Raw genomic sequence first — 17346 nt, forward strand, 5'->3', positions numbered from 1 at the left:
GAGGTAAATAGAATGTCTATCGAAATCAAAGTGCCGGACATCGGTGCAGACGAAGTTGAAATCACCGAGATCCTGGTGAAGGTCGGCGATAAAGTGGCCGTTGAGCAATCGCTGATCACCGTGGAGGGCGACAAAGCCTCCATGGAAGTGCCATCCCCGCAGGCGGGCGTGGTGAAAGAGATCAAAGTTGCCGTGGGTGACAAAACCGAAACCGGCAAGCTGCTGATGATTTTTGAAGCAGAAGGTGCAGCAGCACCTGCGGCCAAGGCGGAAGAAAAACCTGCGGCGGCTCCGGTAGCCGCTGCCGCCAGCGCAGCTAAAAATGTTGAAGTACCGGATATCGGCGCTGACGAAGTTGAAGTTACCGAAATCCTGGTAAAAGTAGGCGATACCGTTGCTGCTGAGCAGTCGCTGATCACCGTGGAAGGCGATAAAGCTTCCATGGAAGTGCCAGCTCCGTTCGCAGGCACTGTGAAAGAGATCAAAATCAACACTGGCGCTAAGGTGAAAACCGGCTCGCTGATCATGGTGTTCGAAGTGGCTGGCTCAGCCCCGGCGGCTGCGGCAGCACCAGCAGCGCCTGTTGCCGCTCCGGCCACCAGCGCAGCGAAAAACGTTGAAGTGCCCGATATCGGTGGTGACGAAGTCGAAGTGACCGAAGTGATGGTGAAAGTGGGCGATAAAGTTGCCGCTGAGCAGTCACTGATCACCGTTGAAGGCGACAAGGCTTCGATGGAAGTCCCAGCTCCGTTCGCTGGCACCGTGAAAGAGATCAAAATCAGCACCGGCGCTAAAGTGAAAACCGGCTCGCTGATTATGGTGTTCGAAGTGGAAGGGGCTGCACCTGCCGCTGCTCCAGCTCAAAAAGCAGAAGCTGCACCGGCTCCGGCCAGGCAGGAAGCGCAAGCTGCCGCTCCGACTGCCGCCGCAGGCAAGGGCGAATTCGCTGAGAACGATGCTTACGTTCACGCCACACCGGTCATCCGCCGTTTGGCGCGTGAGTTCGGCGTAAACCTGGCGAAAGTGAAAGGCACCGGTCGTAAAGGCCGCATCCTGCGCGAAGACGTTCAGGCTTACGTGAAAGACGCGGTGAAACGCGCTGAAGCAGCTCCAGCGGCAACCGGTGGTGGCCTGCCAGGCATGCTGCCATGGCCGAAGGTGGACTTCAGCAAGTTTGGTGAGATCGAAGAAGTTGAACTGGGCCGCATCCAGAAAATCTCTGGTGCCAACCTGAGCCGTAACTGGGTGATGATCCCGCACGTGACTCACTTCGACAAAACGGATATCACCGATCTGGAAGCATTCCGCAAGCAGCAGAACGAAGAAGCCGCCAAGCGTAAGCTGGACGTGAAGTTCACCCCGGTGGTGTTCATCATGAAAGCCGTTGCTGCTGCTTTGGAGCAACTGCCGCGCTTCAACAGCTCGCTGTCCGAAGATGGCCAGAAGCTGACGCTGAAAAAATACATCAACATCGGTGTGGCGGTTGATACGCCAAATGGCCTGGTGGTTCCGGTGTTCAAAGATGTGAACAAGAAGAGCATCACAGAGCTGTCCCGCGAACTGATGACGATCTCCAAAAAAGCGCGTGATGGCAAGCTGACCGCAGGCGAAATGCAGGGCGGTTGTTTCACCATCTCCAGCCTGGGTGGGATCGGGACAACCCATTTTGCACCGATCGTTAACGCACCGGAAGTGGCTATCTTGGGTGTCTCCAAGTCTGCTATCGAGCCGGTCTGGAACGGTAAAGAGTTCACGCCGCGCCTGATGATGCCGATGTCGCTCTCCTTCGACCACCGTGTGATTGACGGTGCCGATGGTGCGCGCTTTATCACCATTATCAACAATATGCTGGCTGATATTCGCCGTCTGGTGATGTAACTGTAAGGGGCGCTCTGGTAGCGCCCCTGTCAATCCTACTACCGGTTTTGTCGGGTTATTGCATGACTCGACAGAATTGTTGAGACACGGGTCACCCGAACACGCTTTGCAGACTATTAACAATTCTGTAAACTGCTCGCGGTGTAAGCGTCCCGGTGGATGAAGGGCGTTATGAGATCGATTAGTAATAAAAATGACGTCTGACCCGCCGGACAAACAATTAAGAGGTCATGATGAGTACTGAAATTAAAACTCAGGTCGTGGTACTTGGGGCGGGCCCGGCAGGTTACTCTGCTGCCTTTCGTTGCGCTGACTTAGGTCTTGAAACCGTTCTGGTAGAGCGTTATTCCACTTTGGGGGGGGTTTGCCTGAACGTGGGTTGTATCCCTTCCAAAGCACTGCTGCACGTTGCTAAAGTGATCGAAGAAGCCAAAGCGCTGGCTGAGCACGGCATCGTTTTCGGCGAGCCGAAAACCGACATCGACAAAGTGCGTATCTGGAAAGAAAAAGTCATCAATCAGCTGACCGGTGGTCTGGCTGGGATGGCTAAAGGCCGTAAAGTGAAAGTGGTTAACGGCCAAGGTAAATTCACCGGCGCTAACACCCTGGTTGTTGAAGGTGAAAATGGTGCGACCACCATCAACTTCGACAATGCCATCATTGCTGCGGGCTCTCGCCCGATCCAACTGCCATTTATTCCTCATGAAGATCCGCGCGTGTGGGATTCCACCGATGCACTGGCGCTGAAAACCGTTCCAGAACGTTTGCTGGTGATGGGCGGCGGTATCATCGGCCTGGAAATGGGCACCGTATACCACGCGCTGGGTTCCAAGATCGACGTGGTTGAAATGGCCGATCAGGTGATTCCAGCCGCTGATAAAGACGTGGTGAAAGTCTTCACCAAGCGCATCAGCAAGCAGTTCAACCTGATGCTGGAAACCAAAGTGACGGCGGTAGAGGCCAAAGCAGACGGCATCTACGTCACGATGGAAGGCAAAAAAGCTCCGGCAGAGCCACAGCGTTACGACGCCGTGCTGGTGGCGATTGGCCGTGTGCCAAACGGTAAACTGCTGGATGCTGGCAAAGCCGGTGTGGAAGTTGACGAGCGTGGCTTTATCCATGTCGACAAGCAGCTGCGCACCAACATGTCGCACATCTTTGCTATCGGCGACATCGTCGGTCAGCCAATGTTGGCGCATAAAGGCGTGCATGAAGGCCACGTTGCGGCTGAAGTTATCGCTGGCATGAAGCACTACTTCGATCCAAAAGTCATCCCATCCATTGCTTATACTGAGCCAGAAGTGGCATGGGTTGGCCTGACCGAGAAAGAAGCGAAAGAAAAAGGCATCAGCTACGAAACCTCCACCTTCCCGTGGGCAGCTTCCGGCCGTGCTATCGCTTCTGATTGTGCAGACGGCATGACCAAACTGATCTTCGACAAAGAAACTCACCGTATCATCGGTGGTGCGATTGTTGGCACCAACGGCGGCGAACTGCTGGGTGAGATCGGCTTGGCAATCGAGATGGGTTGTGACGCAGAGGATATCGCTCTGACTATCCACGCTCACCCAACCCTGCACGAATCCGTCGGCTTAGCCGCCGAGATCTACGAAGGCAGCATCACCGATCTGCCAAACCCGAAAGCCAAGAAGAAGTAATTCTTCCGGCTTGAAGGGTTGATAAGCGGCTCCTGAAAAGGGGCCGTTTTTATTGGGCTCAGTAAAAGGCCGCTTTGAAAAGCGGCCAGTAGCTTACTTGTTCTGGATTATGACGTTGAAGTTGAGATGGTTGCCGGAAACTGACCAGCCGCCATTACTGACCCCAAACGCCGAACCCAGTACAATGAGCAGGATAAAGAAAGAACTCCTTTTCATTGCGCGTTCCTTGTGGAACCACGACCACCGCGACTTCACCGGGAAAGCCCCGGTGGAACAAGCACTTGGTAGTGCTAGTATCGCAGTAGTTGCAGCACTGTTCTCAAGCCCGATGATCGGCTGCTAAACCGACAGAACAGACCCGAAATCAGGGTACATAAAAAACAGATTCTTTACATCCGGTTGGTTGATTTTTTAACCAATTTTACGCACAATGTTGCTGCTTGGTAGTGCTTGTATCGTTTTAACGATGTAAAAAATCCGTTCGGTGCCTGCTAACACCGTATGGATACAAAAGAACCGTCGTAATTGGCGGTTTTTTTGTATCTGCTGCTTGCAAATCTCCCCTCGACACAATCAATAACCATTGTAAAAATATGGATGTTGTGTTGTTCTCATCTGGCTGAGCGTTTGGACCGTAACTAACGTCACGCCTGCGTTGCAGCCGATTACGCTGCACTCAACGATTCAGCAAAGATTTAATGTTGCTTTTATGTGAACGAATTAACAAGCGTTTCAGATCCTGATATGCTGGCCGAGCGGAACCGGGCACTGTACCTTACAGGCCAGGATATCGACAGCAGTGCCCCGTCAGGATTATGCCTTTCATATTTGCAGCCAAAACAGCGCAACTCGAACGATGAAGGGTATAAAACGCCAGGCACCATAAATGACAATGAGAGCGAGGAGAAAGTCGTGCTAGAAGAATACCGTAAGCACGTGGCCGAGCGTGCTGCAGAGGGCATCGTCCCTAAGCCATTAGATGCGACACAAATGGCGGCGCTGGTTGAATCATTAAAAAATCCGCCAAAAGGCGAAGAAGAATTTCTGTTAGACCTGCTGATTAACCGTGTACCACCGGGCGTCGACGAAGCCGCCTATGTCAAAGCAGGTTTTCTGGCCGCTATCGCCAAAGGCGAAGCCACTTCTCCCCTGGTTACCCCCGAAAAAGCCGTTGAACTGTTAGGCACCATGCAGGGTGGCTACAACATTCATCCACTGATCGACGCGCTGGATAATGCCAAACTGGCACCGATTGCGGCCAAAGCGTTATCCCACACGCTGTTGATGTTCGATAACTTCTACGACGTAGAAGAGAAAGCCAAAGCAGGCAACCCGCACGCCAAGCAGATCATGCAGTCCTGGGCCGATGCCGAATGGTATCTGTCACGTTCACCGCTGGCAGAAAAGATCACCGTTACCGTGTTTAAAGTTACCGGTGAAACCAACACCGATGATCTGTCTCCGGCGCAGGATGCTTGGTCACGCCCGGATATCCCGCTGCACGCTCTGGCGATGCTGAAAAACGAACGTGACGGCATTACCCCCGATCAGCCGGGTAACGTTGGCCCGATCAAGCAGATCGAACAACTGAACAAAAAAGGTTTCCCGCTGGCTTACGTCGGTGACGTAGTGGGTACCGGCTCTTCCCGTAAATCCGCTACCAACTCGGTGTTGTGGTTTATGGGTGACGATATTCCTCACGTGCCGAACAAGCGCGCTGGTGGTGTGGTGCTGGGCGGCAAAATTGCGCCAATCTTCTTCAACACCATGGAAGATGCTGGTGCATTGCCGATCGAGGTGGATGTATCTGAACTGAATATGGGCGATGTGATTGACATCTTCCCGTATAAAGGCGAAGTGCGTGACCACCAAACCGGCAAACTGCTGGCCAGCTTCGAGCTGAAAACCGACGTGCTGCTGGATGAAGTGCGCGCCGGTGGCCGTATTCCGCTGATTATCGGCCGTGGCCTGACCACCAAAGCGCGTGAAGCGCTGGGCCTGCCGCACAGTGACGTATTCCGTATTGCCAAGCCGATTGCGGCCAGCAGCAAAGGTTTCTCGCTGGCGCAGAAAATGGTGGGCCGCGCCTGTGGCGTAGCGGGCGTTCGCCCTGGCGAATACTGTGAACCAAAGATGACTTCCGTAGGTTCACAGGATACTACTGGCCCGATGACCCGTGATGAGCTGAAAGACCTGGCTTGCCTGGGCTTCTCTGCCGATCTGGTGATGCAGTCATTCTGCCATACCGCTGCTTATCCTAAGCCGGTTGACGTGACTACCCATCACACTCTGCCAGACTTTATTATGAACCGCGGCGGTGTTTCGCTGCGCCCTGGCGACGGTATTATCCACTCCTGGCTGAACCGCATGTTGCTACCGGATACCGTCGGTACCGGTGGTGACTCTCATACCCGTTTCCCAATCGGGATTTCCTTCCCGGCGGGCTCCGGCCTGGTGGCGTTTGCTGCCGCGACCGGCGTGATGCCGCTGGATATGCCTGAATCGGTGCTGGTGCGCTTTAAGGGTAAAATGCAGCCGGGTATCACCCTGCGCGATCTGGTGCATGCCATCCCTTACTATGCGATCCAACAGGGCCTGCTGACCGTTGAGAAGAAAGGTAAGAAAAACATCTTCTCTGGCCGCATTCTGGAGATCGAAGGCCTGCCGGAGCTGAAAGTCGAGCAGGCATTCGAACTGGCGGATGCTTCTGCTGAGCGCTCTGCTGCCGGTTGTACCATTAAACTGGATAAAGCGCCGATCAAGGAGTATCTGAGCTCCAACGTCGTGATGCTGAAGTGGATGATTGCCGAAGGCTATGGCGATCGTCGTACTCTGGAGCGCCGTATTCAGGGCATGGAAAAATGGCTGGCGGATCCGCAACTGCTGCAAGGCGACGCGGATGCAGAATACGCGGCAGTGATCGAAATCGATCTGGCCGATATCAAGCAACCGATCCTCTGTGCGCCTAACGATCCAGACGACGCACGCCTGTTGTCCGATGTAGCCAACAGCAAGATCGATGAAGTGTTTATCGGTTCCTGCATGACCAACATCGGCCACTTCCGCGCGGCGGGTAAACTGTTGGATCAGCACAAAGGCCAACTGCCAACCCGCCTGTGGGTTGCGCCACCTACCAAGATGGATGCGGCTCAACTGACCGAAGAGGGCTATTACAGCGTCTTTGGCAAGAGCGGGGCGCGGATCGAGATCCCAGGCTGTTCACTGTGTATGGGTAACCAGGCACGTGTGGCCGATGGTGCGACCGTGGTTTCCACTTCGACACGTAACTTCCCGAACCGTTTGGGGAATGGTGCTAACGTTTATCTGGCATCCGCAGAGCTGGCGGCAGTGGCATCGCTGCTGGGCCGTTTGCCAACGCCAGATGAGTACCAAACTTACATGGCGCAGGTCGACAAAACGGCAGCGGATACCTATCGCTACCTGAACTTCGACCAGTTGAGCCAGTACACTGAAAAAGCTGATGGTGTGATTTTCCAGACCGCAGTGTAATTCGGTAAGTTGTTCCAATATTAGCGGGAGCCTTTTGGTTCCCGTTTTTTTTGCCGCTCGGGAAGAGGGTTCCTTTTAAAGCCCCGATGAAACCGCTATATTGCGCGGCTGTTTTATTTCACCCAGTTACTCACTTTGCGAGCTTTCACTGAGACAGTCGCGAATTAACGTTTAAACTAATAAAAACGGCTCAGGAGGGCATGCTATGGATTACGAATTTCTGCGTGACGTTACCGGTCAGGTGATAGTCAGATTTTCGATGGGGCATGAGGCCATCGGGCACTGGATCAACGAAGAGGTTAAAGGCGATTTCAATCTGCTGGATCGTATCGAAGCCGGTGCGGCAGAAGTCAAAGGCAGCGAGCGTCAATGGCAGTTGGAAGGCCATGAATACACCCTGCTGATGGATGGTGAAGAAGTGATGATTCGTGCCAATCAACTGGAGTTCGAAGGCGACGAAATGGAAGAGGGAATGAATTACTATGACGAAGAAAGCCTCTCTTTCTGCGGTATAGAAGATTTATTGGCGGTGCTGAAGGCTTATCGTTCCTTTATGTTGAATTACTGATTCCCCCTATTTAAAGAGGTGCCTCCTGCCGGAGAGTGCCTCTTTCACTTCATGCTGATTAAATTAAATCAAAAAATCATAATTCTGATTTTTCAATCTGAGACTCAGCGCTCGTTTTGTCTTTTTTGATTCAATATAATCAATTTGATTGAAAGTAATCAAAAATGAGAGGGAAGGATGAAAATTAAGGCGGCAATAGAGAGAATCCCTGGAGGGATGATGGTTGTCCCACTGGTGCTTGGCGCAATGATCAACACCTTTGCTCCGCAGGCGCTGCAAATCGGCGGTTTTACCACGGCGCTGTTCAAGAACGGCGCAGCTCCGTTGATTGGTGCTTTCTTGCTGTGCATGGGGGCAGGTATCAGCTTCAAGGCGGCTCCACAGGCGCTACTGCAAGGCGGTACGATCACGCTGACCAAATTGTTGGTTGCCATGGCATTGGGATTAGGCGTTGAACATCTGTTTGGTACAGAAGGGATTTTTGGTCTTACTGGCCTGGCGATCATTGCTGCTATGAGTAACTCCAACGGTGGCTTATATGCGGCACTGGTGGGGGAATTCGGTAATGAACGGGATGTGGGGGCGATTTCGATTCTTTCGCTGAATGATGGGCCATTTTTCACCATGATCGCTCTCGGTGCCGCAGGCATGGCGAACATCCCGATGATGGCACTGGTAGCGGTACTGGTCCCGCTGTTGGTGGGCATGCTGCTGGGGAATCTGGATCATCAGATGCGCGATTTCCTGACCAAAGGCGGCCCGATCCTGATCCCTTTCTTTGCATTTGCTCTGGGTGCGGGGATCAATCTGGAAATGTTGTTGCAAGGCGGCGTTGCCGGGGTGCTGCTCGGCGTATTGACCACGTTTGTCGGCGGTTTCTTTAACATCAAGGCAGATCGGCTGGTGGGCGGTTCGGGGATCGCCGGTGCGGCGGCATCAAGTACCGCAGGTAATGCGGTGGCCACGCCGTTGGCAATTGCCCAGGCGGATCCTTCATTGGCCAGCGTGGCCGCTGCTGCTGCACCGCTGATCGCTGCTTCGGTGATCACCACCGCCATACTGACCCCGATACTCACCTCCTGGGTGGCGAAGCGTAATGCTGCGAAGGGCACTGCGGTGGAGAAAACGGTATGAAGATGATTGTGATCGCTGATGATTTTACCGGTGCCAATGACACCGGGGTGCAATTGGCGAAAAAGGGCGCGCGTACCGACGTGGTTCTCAATGGGTTACTTCGTTCCACACAGCGTACGGATGTGCTGGTGATCAACACGGAAAGCCGGGCATTAACAGCCTCAATGGCTAAAACCAAGGTTGCCGAAGCCTTGCGGCCCTACGGCCAAAGCGCTGTTCCGCCATTGGTGTATAAAAAGATCGACTCTACCTTTCGCGGTAACGTGGGGGCCGAAGTAGAAGCCGCCATGGTTGCCAGCGGTGCGCAACTGGCGATCGTTGCCGCCGCGATTCCTGCTGCTGGTAGGGTGACCCGCAATGGCCAATGCTGGGTTAATGGGGTGCCGCTGGCTGAAACCGAGTTTGCCAGCGATCCGAAAACGCCGATTGTGTCTTCACACATTAAGGCCTTGATTGCGTTGCAGAGCGATTATCCTGTTTATGAGTTGGATCTGCTGACGGTACGCGCTGGCAAGTTAGGTGCTGAATTACAAAAGATCGGCCAGATAGGCCCAGCGATGGTGGTGGTTGATGCGGAAACTGATGGCGATCTGGCGCTGTTGGCACAGGCAACCTTGCAACTTAGCGCGCGCTATTTACTGGTAGGGGCTGCCGGGTTAGCCAATGCGCTACCTGCAAGTTGCTATCTTGCCGCTCGTCAGCAGTTGCCGGTGCTGGTGGTCGCCGGTTCGATGAGTGAGGCTACCCAGCAACAGATTGTTTTTGCAGCAGAAGAAAAATTGCTGGGCGTAGTGGATGTAGATGTTGAAGCGTTATTGCAACCAGACCACCAGAATGCGCTTGCAGCGATCACCCGTCAGGCAGCAGCGGTGCTAAGAGACCGGCAACACTGTGTGTTGCGTACCTGTCGGGATGCCAATGCCCGCCAGATGATCGAACTGCTGTGTGAACGGCACCACCTTACGCGCCAACAGTTAGGCGACCGGATCAGCGAGGCATTGGGTGCGATCACGCTGGCGATTATCAATCAGTCACAAATTGGTGGGTTATTCCTTACCGGTGGAGATATCGCGATTGCGGTTGCCAGAGCGCTAGGTGCAGAAGGATACCGCATCACCCATGAGGTGGCCCCTTGCGTCCCGTGCGGTACTTTCGTTAATAGCGAAATAGACGATTTGCCGGTGATCACTAAAGCTGGCGGGTTTGGCGGCGCGTCAACGCTGCGTGATGCTCTTTATTTTATTGAGGAGATGTACAGTGGGAAATAACACGATTGCAGTCACTATGGGGGATCCGGCAGGCATTGGGCCAGAAATTATCATCAAGGCACTGTCTGAAGGAGAGTTGGCGGGAGCGCCTGTGGTCGTAGTGGGTTGTCTGCAAACGTTGCAACGTATTCAGGCTTTGCGGATCGTGCCAGCAGTGGAATTAAAGCCGATCCAACGCGTTTCGGAGGCACGCTTTGCACCCGGAGTGCTCAACATTATTGATGAACCGCTGGAGGATCCCGCTGCGCTGATACCAGGGAAAGTGCAATCGCAGGCGGGCGATCTGGCCTATCGCTGTGTAAAGCGTGCCACCGAGCTGGCGATGGCTGGCGAGGTCAAGGCGATAGCCACTGCGCCATTGAACAAAGAAGCATTGCATCTGGCTGGGCATCTGTATCCTGGTCATACCGAACTGTTGGCGCACCTGACCAATAGCCGGGATTACGCCATGGTGCTGTATACCGACAAACTGAAAGTCATTCATGTTTCCACGCACATTGCCCTGCGTAAATTCTTGGATACCTTGAATGCAGAACGCATTGAGACGGTGGTGGCGATGGCGAGCACTTTCCTCAAGCGTGTTGGTTATCAACAGCCACGCATTGCCGTTGCCGGGGTCAATCCCCATGCGGGTGAGAACGGCCTGTTTGGTGATGAAGAGATCACGATTGTCGGCCCGGCTATCGCGGCGGTAAAACAGCGTGGGATCGATGTTTATGGCCCATGCCCGCCGGATACCGTGTTTTTGCAGGCGTATGAGGGGCAATATGACATGGTGGTAGCGATGTACCACGATCAGGGCCATATCCCGCTTAAGCTGCTCGGGTTTTATGATGGGGTGAATATTACCGCCGGTTTGCCGTTTATTCGTACTTCCGCTGATCACGGTACTGCGTTTGATATTGCCTGGACAGGTAAAGCCAAGTCTGAGAGCATGGCGATCTCGATTAAACTGGCCACGCAGTTGGCATGATCAGACGGATGTTATGAAGCCACAAAGTCGTCAGAACCAGATTCTGGAGTTCCTGAAAGCCCATAATCTGGTCACCGTTGAGCAATTGGTCAGCGCTATTGATGCTTCTCCTGCCACCATCCGGCGCGATTTGATCAAGCTGGATGAGCAAGGGATTATCAACCGCAGCCACGGCGGTGTGGCGCTCAACCGGTTTATCCCTGCACAACCGACTACCAACGAGAAGCAACTGCGTTATCCGCAGGAAAAACGCGCGATCGCCCGCCATGCCGTGACGATGGTTAAGGCTGGCGACTCGCTGGTGCTGGATGCCGGAACCACCATGTTGGAACTGGCTCGGCATTTAACCCATCTGCCGTTGCGGGTGATCACTGCCGATCTGCATATCGCCCTGTTTCTTTCAGGGTTCAAGCAGATAGAAGTGACGATTATCGGTGGCAGAATTGACGATAGCAGCCAGTCCTGTATCGGCGATCATGGGCGCAGATTATTGCGGGGGATTTACCCGGATATGGCTTTTGTCAGTTGCAACTCGTGGAGCATTGAGAAAGGTATTACCACCCCCACCGAAGAGAAGGCGGGCCTGAAGCAGGATCTGATGGCCAATGCGCGGCAGCGCGTATTGCTGGCAGACAGCAGCAAATACGATGCCTACTCGTTATTCTGCGTGGCACCGCTCAGCAACCTGACGGATATTGTGACCGATAAATCTTTGCCCGTAGCAGCGCAGCAACAACTGGCTGATTTACCCTGTGGCTTGCATCTGGTGTGAAAGACAGGGCCGGTTTGGTTGTCCCACATTATCGCGCCATCAAAGCGAACACACCCCATCCAAGATATTCACGCGTATACGTAACATAGCGTTTGGGTTCTAAGGTCAAATGCGCTCGAATCTCTTTCGCAAAACCGTCGTCAGGGTTAGCTTTGAGCCATTTACGCATGGTGAGCCACATGGCTGCCGAGTATCTATCCCAGCCTTCCTGATCAGCCAGAACCATTTCTACTAAGTCATAACCGAGGGTTTCGAATGATCCAATAAGCTCTGGGAGCATGAGGAAGTCGGAAATGGCATTGGCTCCGCATCCCTTGGCTATGTCTTCCGTTGGCGGTAATTTCAGCCAATAAGGTTCACCGATGAGAATGATGCCTTCGGGACAGAGGCTTTTTGCCAAAAGTTCGATGGTTCCGGCAACGCCACCACCAATCCATGTGGCACCAACACAGGCAGCTACTCCGACTTTTTCGTCGGTAACATAACCGGCAGCATCTGCGTGGACGAACTGGACCCTGTCGGCGACGCCAAGTTCTTCAGCTCGGCGTTCCGCTTGAGTGGAGAACAGTTGGCTCATATCGACGCCGAGGCCGGTGATTTTATGGTCACGCGCCCAGGTGCATAGCATCTCGCCCGAGCCGCTGCCAAGGTCAAGTACTCGAGTCTCCGGCTTCAAGCGCAAGGCAGCTCCGAGCGTGGCGTACTTTTCCTGCGTGAACGGGTTATGGATGCGGTGAGCGCTTTCGGTAATAGTAAAAATACGTGGGATATCCAAGGTAAAAACCCCTTTTTTCTCAATTGGTTGATACTGGTGATATACCAGTAGCGTATGAAGTATGGAGGGGGAATGCACCCTATTCATCGTTTCAGAAAGGAAAAAGCGCCTTAAACCAAGTTAGGGCGCTTTTATTTTTAGCCGTTTTTACTGGCATTAATGATTTTGTATATGGTTTTTTCTGACAAGAAATATTGTTCCGCCAAGTCACTAACAGAACAACCAGCCAGACGTCTGGCTAGAATTTCCTTGTTCCTTGCCTGGAGACTTTCCCTCGTCTCGGTATTTGTACCCCACGGCAGTTTGTTGTCTGCTTTACGTGGAATATAAATATATTCGCCGTCTATATACTGCTGAATCGCATGTAATAAATTATACGGTAATATATTGTTTGCTTTTTTATAGCTCATTATGCCTCTCCTAATGTTGTGTCAGGATGGAGCAAGAGCTATTGCTTGAAAGGTTATGTTGCTATGCAATAGCTCTTGCTATGCATAACGAACCCAATCCAATTGATTAAACATTCAGTCACCTTTAATTTAATATACTTTTTTATTACCAATAAGGCTTGTGCCTTATTGGTAAATATATGCCAGCCAAGTGATCTGGTCAATATACGGCATGCAGAGTTTTATTACCGGCCCCCAAAATTTTTTACCGTCCGTTTAATATCCATCAGTATTCACAGATTTTGTTGGTCTAATAGCGAGTAAAATATTTGTAAAAACATTTCTTATCTATTAATTTTAGTTTGTTAAGAAATAACAACAACTCGTACAGGGCAACGCCCGTTGCCCTGTTCCCTCGAATTACAGATGCGGAATATTCCGCCCGTAGTAAATTTCCTGCATCTCTTTCCACAGCAGATCGGTAATCCTGTTACGTTCGGTGGTGCTTAGCTCTTCCGGCTTGGCGTTGAACAGGTAGTGCTTCAGATCGAAATCCTTCAGCAGCATCTTGGTATGGAAAATGTTTTCCTGATACACGTTTACATCCATCATGTGGTACAGCGACTTCATATCTTCCGACATAAAGTTCTGGATCGAATTGATCTCATGATCGATGTAATGTTTTATGCCGTTCACGTCGCGGGTAAAGCCGCGTACGCGGTAATCCATGGTGACGATGTCGGATTCCAACTGGTGGATCAGGTAGTTCAGCGCCTTGAGCGGTGAAATTACCCCACAGGTAGAGACTTCAATATCGGCGCGGAAGGTGCACAGGCCGCCTTCGGGATGGCTTTCCGGGTAGGTATGAACGCAGATATGGCTTTTATCCAGATGCGCGACCACCGTTTTCGGCAGCGGGCCAGGGTGCTCCGAGGTATCGACATCTTTAGGATCGACCGGTTCCTCGCTCACCAGAATCGTCACGCTGGCGCCCTGCGGTTCATAATCCTGACGCGCGATATTCAGAATATTGGCGCCAATGATCGAGCAGGTTTCGCTGAGGATCTCGGTCAGGCGGTTGGCGTTGTATTGCTCGTCAATGTAGGCGATATAGCCATCGCGGTCGTCCGCAGTTTTGGCGTAACAAATATCGTAAATACAAAAACTCAGGCTCTTGGTCAGGTTGTTAAAGCCGTGCAGTTTTAGCTTATGCAATTGGGTTCACCTTCCTTATCTTCTCGCTTAACGTGTCACGTTCAGTGCGTTGAGCAAATACTGTGGCAGAGCAAAACTACCCACATGAATTGCCGGGTTGTAGTAGCGGCAGTGTAAATCATTCTGAGTCACGCGCTGTTGCAGCGTGGCCGCATCAAGCTGGCGCAGTGCTGGGTTCTGGCTCGCCCAGGCAAAGGTCATGATACCGCCGTAATAGGTCGGGATCGCCGCCTGATAGAAGCTGACATCGTTGAAGTATTGGCTCAGTCTGGTATGGCTGTTGACCGCTTCGTCTTGCTGTAAGAAGCAGACGCCGTTTTGGGCTACAAAAACACCCTCTTCATTCAGGCAGCGTGCGCAGCCTTCATAAAACGCAGAGGTAAACAGGCTCTCACCGGGGCCGATCGGATCGGTGCAATCAGAGATAATCACATCGAATTTTTCAGCGGTTTGAGTCACAAAGTTGACGCCATCATCGATCACCAGCTTGAAACGCGGATCGTCATAGGCACCGGCATGGTGATTAGGCAAGTACTGGCGGCAGAACTCAACGACACCAGCGTCGATCTCGACCATGGTGATCTGTTCAACACCGGCATGGCGGCTGACTTCGCGCAGCATGCCGCCATCGCCACCGCCGATGATCAGCACTTTCTTCGCCTGGCCATGCGCCAGCAACGGCACGTGGGTCATCATTTCGTGATAAATAAACTCGTCGCGTTCGGTGGTTTGCACCACACCGTCGAGCGCCATCACGCGGCCCAGCACCGGGTTTTCGAAGATCACCAGGTCCTGATGCCCGGTTTTTTCACGGAACAACACTTTCTCAACCGAGAAGTACTGGCCGAAGTTGGCATGTAATGTTTCATACCAAATATCTTTCTGGGTCATGTGCGGGAAACTCCGTAAACAGCCATGAAAATGGGCGAAATATGATAGCTAACTCTGCCGGAGGATGCACGGCAGAATTCAGAATCGAGGGCGTTGAAAACAGGGGGATGTTTAATTCGCGTAAGCCAACAGGCTTAGTGAGTCGCGGGCCAGAGACTTGCATTTGTTAGCGGTTGGGATAGCAATCCCGCTGAGATCGCGATAACTCTCTTCGCCCAGCATCTTCATATTGAAACTATTGTAATTGCTCAAATCCCAGCGGTTCTGCTGAGCGAAATAGACAATGGCGCGTTTGATTTGCGCATTAGGCAATTCATTGTATCCGCACTCATTTTTAAGATAGACAAAAACTGCCGTCAGATCGGCCAGATCTTCTGCCTCAGATTCATTCAGCGCCAGGCTGGTATTGGAAAAGCCCAGCGTGGTCAGCAAGAGCATCAATAACGTTGTTTTTTTCATCATAAAATAGACCTGTTCATTATTCACTGACGTTACCACACTTGCCTGCAAAGGCAGCAAATTTATTACTTATTCAGAGTATAACCAAAGTGCTTGGTCCCGTAGTCGCATTGACAACATCTTTAAATCTATTGCTTGACCTTCCAGCAAGGGGAGGGTTTAGGCTACTGGCGTTGAGCTATCAATCACTGAAAAAGGGAGTCAGCGATGTTACGCCGTGATTTTATTAAATTGACCGCTGCGTTGGGCGCAGCCAGTGCCTTACCTCTGTGGAGCCGTGCTGCCAGGGCAGCCGAACAACCCGCTTTGCCGATCCCACCGTTATTGCTGCCCGATGCGCAGGGCAAGATTGCACTGACGTTGCAAACCGGTGAAATGAACTGGCTGCCAGCCGCCGCAACTCGCACCTGGGGGATCAACGGCGCGTTGCTGGGCCCGGCGGTGCGTTTGCAGCGTGGTAAACCGGTTACAGTCGATATCAATAATAAATTGCCAGAAGCTAGCACCGTGCACTGGCATGGGCTGGAGATCCCCGGTGATGTCGACGGTGGCCCGCATGCATTGATCCATCCAGGGAGCACGCGCACGGTGAGTTTTACGGTCGATCAACCTGCCGCCACCTGTTGGTTCCACCCGCATACCCACGGCAAAACCGGCCAGCAGGTGATGATGGGGCTGGGCGGATTGGTGCTGCTGGAAGATGATGAAAGCAGCCAATTGCCGCTGCCGAAAACCTGGGGTAAAGACGATATTCCGGTGATCTTGCAGGACAAGCGCCTGGGTAAAGATGGCCAGCTCGAATATCAGTTGGACGTGATGAGTGCGGCCATCGGTTGGTTTGGCGATCGCATGTTTACCAACGGCGCGGCCTATCCGCAGCACGCTGCCCCGCGTGGCTGGCTGCGTTTGCGCTTTCTCAACGGCTGTAACGCGCGCTCACTCAATCTGGTTACCAGCGATAACCGGCCTTTATATGTGATTGCCAGCGATGGCGGTTTCCTCGCTGAGCCGGTAAAACTGACCGAATTGCCAATCCTGATGGGCGAGCGTTTTGAAGTGCTGGTGGATGCCTCTGATGGCAAGCCGTTTGATATCGTGACCCTGCCGGTGGTGCAGATGGGGATGACGCTAGCGCCGTTCGATCAGCTGTTGCCGGTGCTGCGCATTCAGCCTTCGTTGGCGCAGGGCGTGAAAACCATGCCGGATAGCCTGGTAAAATTGCCCGCACTGCCGCCGTTAGCGGGCTTGCAGGATCGTTTGCTGCAACTGTCGATGGATCCCAAACTCGATACCCTGGGAATGCAGGCTCTGATGGATCGCTATGGTCACCAGGCGATGGCGGGCATGAGTATGGATCATGGCAACGCCAGTAAGGCGAGCAGTGACAGTATGGCCGGGATGGATCATGGCGATATGAAAGGCATGGATCACAGCAGCATGCCGGGAATGGATCACGGTAACATGGCCGGGAAGAACCACGGTGAGAAACCCTTTGATTTCAGCAATGGCAATATGATCAACGGTAAAGCCTTTGACATGACCAAGCCGATGTTTACCACCAAGCGTGGTCAGTATGAGAAGTGGACCATTTCTGGTGAGGGCGACATGATGCTGCATCCGTTCCATATTCATGGCACCCAGTTCCGCATTCTGTCGGAAAACGGCCAAGCGCCAGCGGCACATCGCGCAGGCTGGAAAGACACCGTGCTGGTGGAAGGTAAACGCAGTGAAGTGCTGGTGCGTTTCAACCATCTGGCCAATGCGGAGCATGCTTACATGGCCCATTGCCATCTGTTGGAGCATGAAGATACCGGCATGATGCTGGGCTTTAACGTGATTGACTGATCGTCGAGCAA

General features: G+C 52.8%; 15 protein-coding genes. 9 read left to right on the forward strand and 6 right to left on the reverse strand.

The genetic code is table 11. The features are described 5' to 3' along the window. Window positions 1–12 precede the first annotated feature (12 nt). Window positions 13–1878 (forward strand): pyruvate dehydrogenase complex dihydrolipoyllysine-residue acetyltransferase, encoded by a 1866-nt coding sequence (gene aceF / locus ACX9GT_RS04790; protein WP_473190063.1) that lies wholly within the window; start codon window positions 13–15, stop codon window positions 1876–1878. Window positions 1879–2111: 233 nt separating this feature from the next. Then, on the forward strand, window positions 2112–3536 hold the full coding sequence (lpdA, locus tag ACX9GT_RS04795) for a dihydrolipoyl dehydrogenase (RefSeq protein WP_473190064.1): 1425 nt from the start codon (window positions 2112–2114) through the stop codon (window positions 3534–3536). 93 nt (window positions 3537–3629) lie between these two features. Here the strand turns inward: lpdA and ACX9GT_RS04800 are convergent, their stop codons facing one another. After that, window positions 3630–3752, reverse strand: a complete 123-nt coding sequence (locus ACX9GT_RS04800; RefSeq protein ID WP_459399892.1) for a hypothetical protein — start codon at window positions 3750–3752, stop codon at window positions 3630–3632. Window positions 3753–4448: 696 nt separating this feature from the next. Here ACX9GT_RS04800 and acnB point away from each other — a divergent pair. The 6 genes from acnB to ACX9GT_RS04830 all read left to right on the forward strand — a co-directional run bounded on the left by acnB (window position 4449) and on the right by ACX9GT_RS04830 (window position 11761). Further along, window positions 4449–7046, forward strand: a complete 2598-nt coding sequence (gene acnB / locus ACX9GT_RS04805) for a bifunctional aconitate hydratase 2/2-methylisocitrate dehydratase (protein ID WP_473190065.1) — start codon at window positions 4449–4451, stop codon at window positions 7044–7046. A gap of 205 nt (window positions 7047–7251) precedes the next feature. Beyond that, complete coding sequence (gene yacL, locus ACX9GT_RS04810; protein WP_473190066.1) at window positions 7252–7614, forward strand: protein YacL; 363 nt, start codon at window positions 7252–7254, stop codon at window positions 7612–7614. Between the two features lie 177 nt (window positions 7615–7791). Continuing rightward, window positions 7792–8748 carry a 2-keto-3-deoxygluconate permease 1 gene (locus tag ACX9GT_RS04815; RefSeq protein ID WP_473190067.1) on the forward strand — a complete coding sequence of 319 codons (957 nt, stop codon included), beginning with the start codon at window positions 7792–7794 and terminating at the stop codon, window positions 8746–8748. Further along, window positions 8745–10016 carry a D-threonate kinase gene (gene dtnK, locus ACX9GT_RS04820; protein ID WP_473190068.1) on the forward strand — a complete coding sequence of 424 codons (1272 nt, stop codon included), beginning with the start codon at window positions 8745–8747 and terminating at the stop codon, window positions 10014–10016. The genes ACX9GT_RS04815 and dtnK overlap by 4 nt, the downstream gene beginning before the upstream one ends. Next, a complete protein-coding gene (locus ACX9GT_RS04825; RefSeq protein WP_473191507.1) occupies window positions 9976–10989 on the forward strand; it encodes a D-threonate 4-phosphate dehydrogenase in 1014 nt (337 codons plus the stop codon). The genes dtnK and ACX9GT_RS04825 overlap by 41 nt, the downstream gene beginning before the upstream one ends. A 13-nt stretch (window positions 10990–11002) precedes the next feature. Continuing rightward, the gene (locus ACX9GT_RS04830; protein ID WP_473190069.1) at window positions 11003–11761 is read left to right on the forward strand and encodes a DeoR/GlpR family DNA-binding transcription regulator; all 759 of its coding nucleotides are present in this window, start codon (window positions 11003–11005) and stop codon (window positions 11759–11761) included. A gap of 28 nt (window positions 11762–11789) precedes the next feature. Here ACX9GT_RS04830 and ACX9GT_RS04835 read toward each other — a convergent pair whose 3' ends face one another. The 5 genes from ACX9GT_RS04835 to ACX9GT_RS04855 form a co-directional block, all read right to left on the reverse strand. Beyond that, the gene (locus ACX9GT_RS04835; protein WP_473190070.1) at window positions 11790–12536 is read right to left on the reverse strand and encodes an SAM-dependent methyltransferase; all 747 of its coding nucleotides are present in this window, start codon (window positions 12534–12536) and stop codon (window positions 11790–11792) included. Window positions 12537–12673: 137 nt separating this feature from the next. Beyond that, on the reverse strand, window positions 12674–12946 hold the full coding sequence (locus ACX9GT_RS04840) for a CD3324 family protein (protein WP_473190071.1): 273 nt from the start codon (window positions 12944–12946) through the stop codon (window positions 12674–12676). Window positions 12947–13345: 399 nt separating this feature from the next. Further along, a complete protein-coding gene (gene speD, locus ACX9GT_RS04845; protein ID WP_473190072.1) occupies window positions 13346–14140 on the reverse strand; it encodes an adenosylmethionine decarboxylase in 795 nt (264 codons plus the stop codon). A gap of 27 nt (window positions 14141–14167) precedes the next feature. Continuing rightward, complete coding sequence (gene speE / locus ACX9GT_RS04850) at window positions 14168–15031, reverse strand: polyamine aminopropyltransferase (protein WP_473190073.1); 864 nt, start codon at window positions 15029–15031, stop codon at window positions 14168–14170. Window positions 15032–15142: 111 nt separating this feature from the next. Then, window positions 15143–15490, reverse strand: a complete 348-nt coding sequence (locus ACX9GT_RS04855) for a YacC family pilotin-like protein (RefSeq protein WP_473191508.1) — start codon at window positions 15488–15490, stop codon at window positions 15143–15145. Window positions 15491–15697: 207 nt separating this feature from the next. On the opposite strand from ACX9GT_RS04855, the gene cueO reads away from it, so the two are divergent. Then, window positions 15698–17335, forward strand: a complete 1638-nt coding sequence (gene cueO, locus ACX9GT_RS04860) for a multicopper oxidase CueO (protein WP_473190074.1) — start codon at window positions 15698–15700, stop codon at window positions 17333–17335. Window positions 17336–17346 lie beyond the last annotated feature (11 nt).

It is taken from the genome of Serratia sp. YWN4 (assembly GCF_055790845.1).

Coding starts and splice junctions, on each gene's coding strand:
- aceF (WP_473190063.1), top strand. CDS start 13: ATGTCTATCGAAATCAAAGTGCCGGACATCGGTGCAGACGAAGTTGAA.
- lpdA (WP_473190064.1), top strand. CDS start 2,112: ATGAGTACTGAAATTAAAACTCAGGTCGTGGTACTTGGGGCGGGCCCG.
- ACX9GT_RS04800 (WP_459399892.1), bottom strand. CDS start 3,752: ATGAAAAGGAGTTCTTTCTTTATCCTGCTCATTGTACTGGGTTCGGCG.
- yacL (WP_473190066.1), top strand. CDS start 7,252: ATGGATTACGAATTTCTGCGTGACGTTACCGGTCAGGTGATAGTCAGA.
- ACX9GT_RS04815 (WP_473190067.1), top strand. CDS start 7,792: ATGAAAATTAAGGCGGCAATAGAGAGAATCCCTGGAGGGATGATGGTT.
- dtnK (WP_473190068.1), top strand. CDS start 8,745: ATGAAGATGATTGTGATCGCTGATGATTTTACCGGTGCCAATGACACC.
- ACX9GT_RS04825 (WP_473191507.1), top strand. CDS start 9,976: ATGCTCTTTATTTTATTGAGGAGATGTACAGTGGGAAATAACACGATT.
- ACX9GT_RS04830 (WP_473190069.1), top strand. CDS start 11,003: ATGAAGCCACAAAGTCGTCAGAACCAGATTCTGGAGTTCCTGAAAGCC.
- ACX9GT_RS04840 (WP_473190071.1), bottom strand. CDS start 12,946: ATGAGCTATAAAAAAGCAAACAATATATTACCGTATAATTTATTACAT.
- speE (WP_473190073.1), bottom strand. CDS start 15,031: ATGACCCAGAAAGATATTTGGTATGAAACATTACATGCCAACTTCGGC.
- ACX9GT_RS04855 (WP_473191508.1), bottom strand. CDS start 15,490: ATGAAAAAAACAACGTTATTGATGCTCTTGCTGACCACGCTGGGCTTT.
- cueO (WP_473190074.1), top strand. CDS start 15,698: ATGTTACGCCGTGATTTTATTAAATTGACCGCTGCGTTGGGCGCAGCC.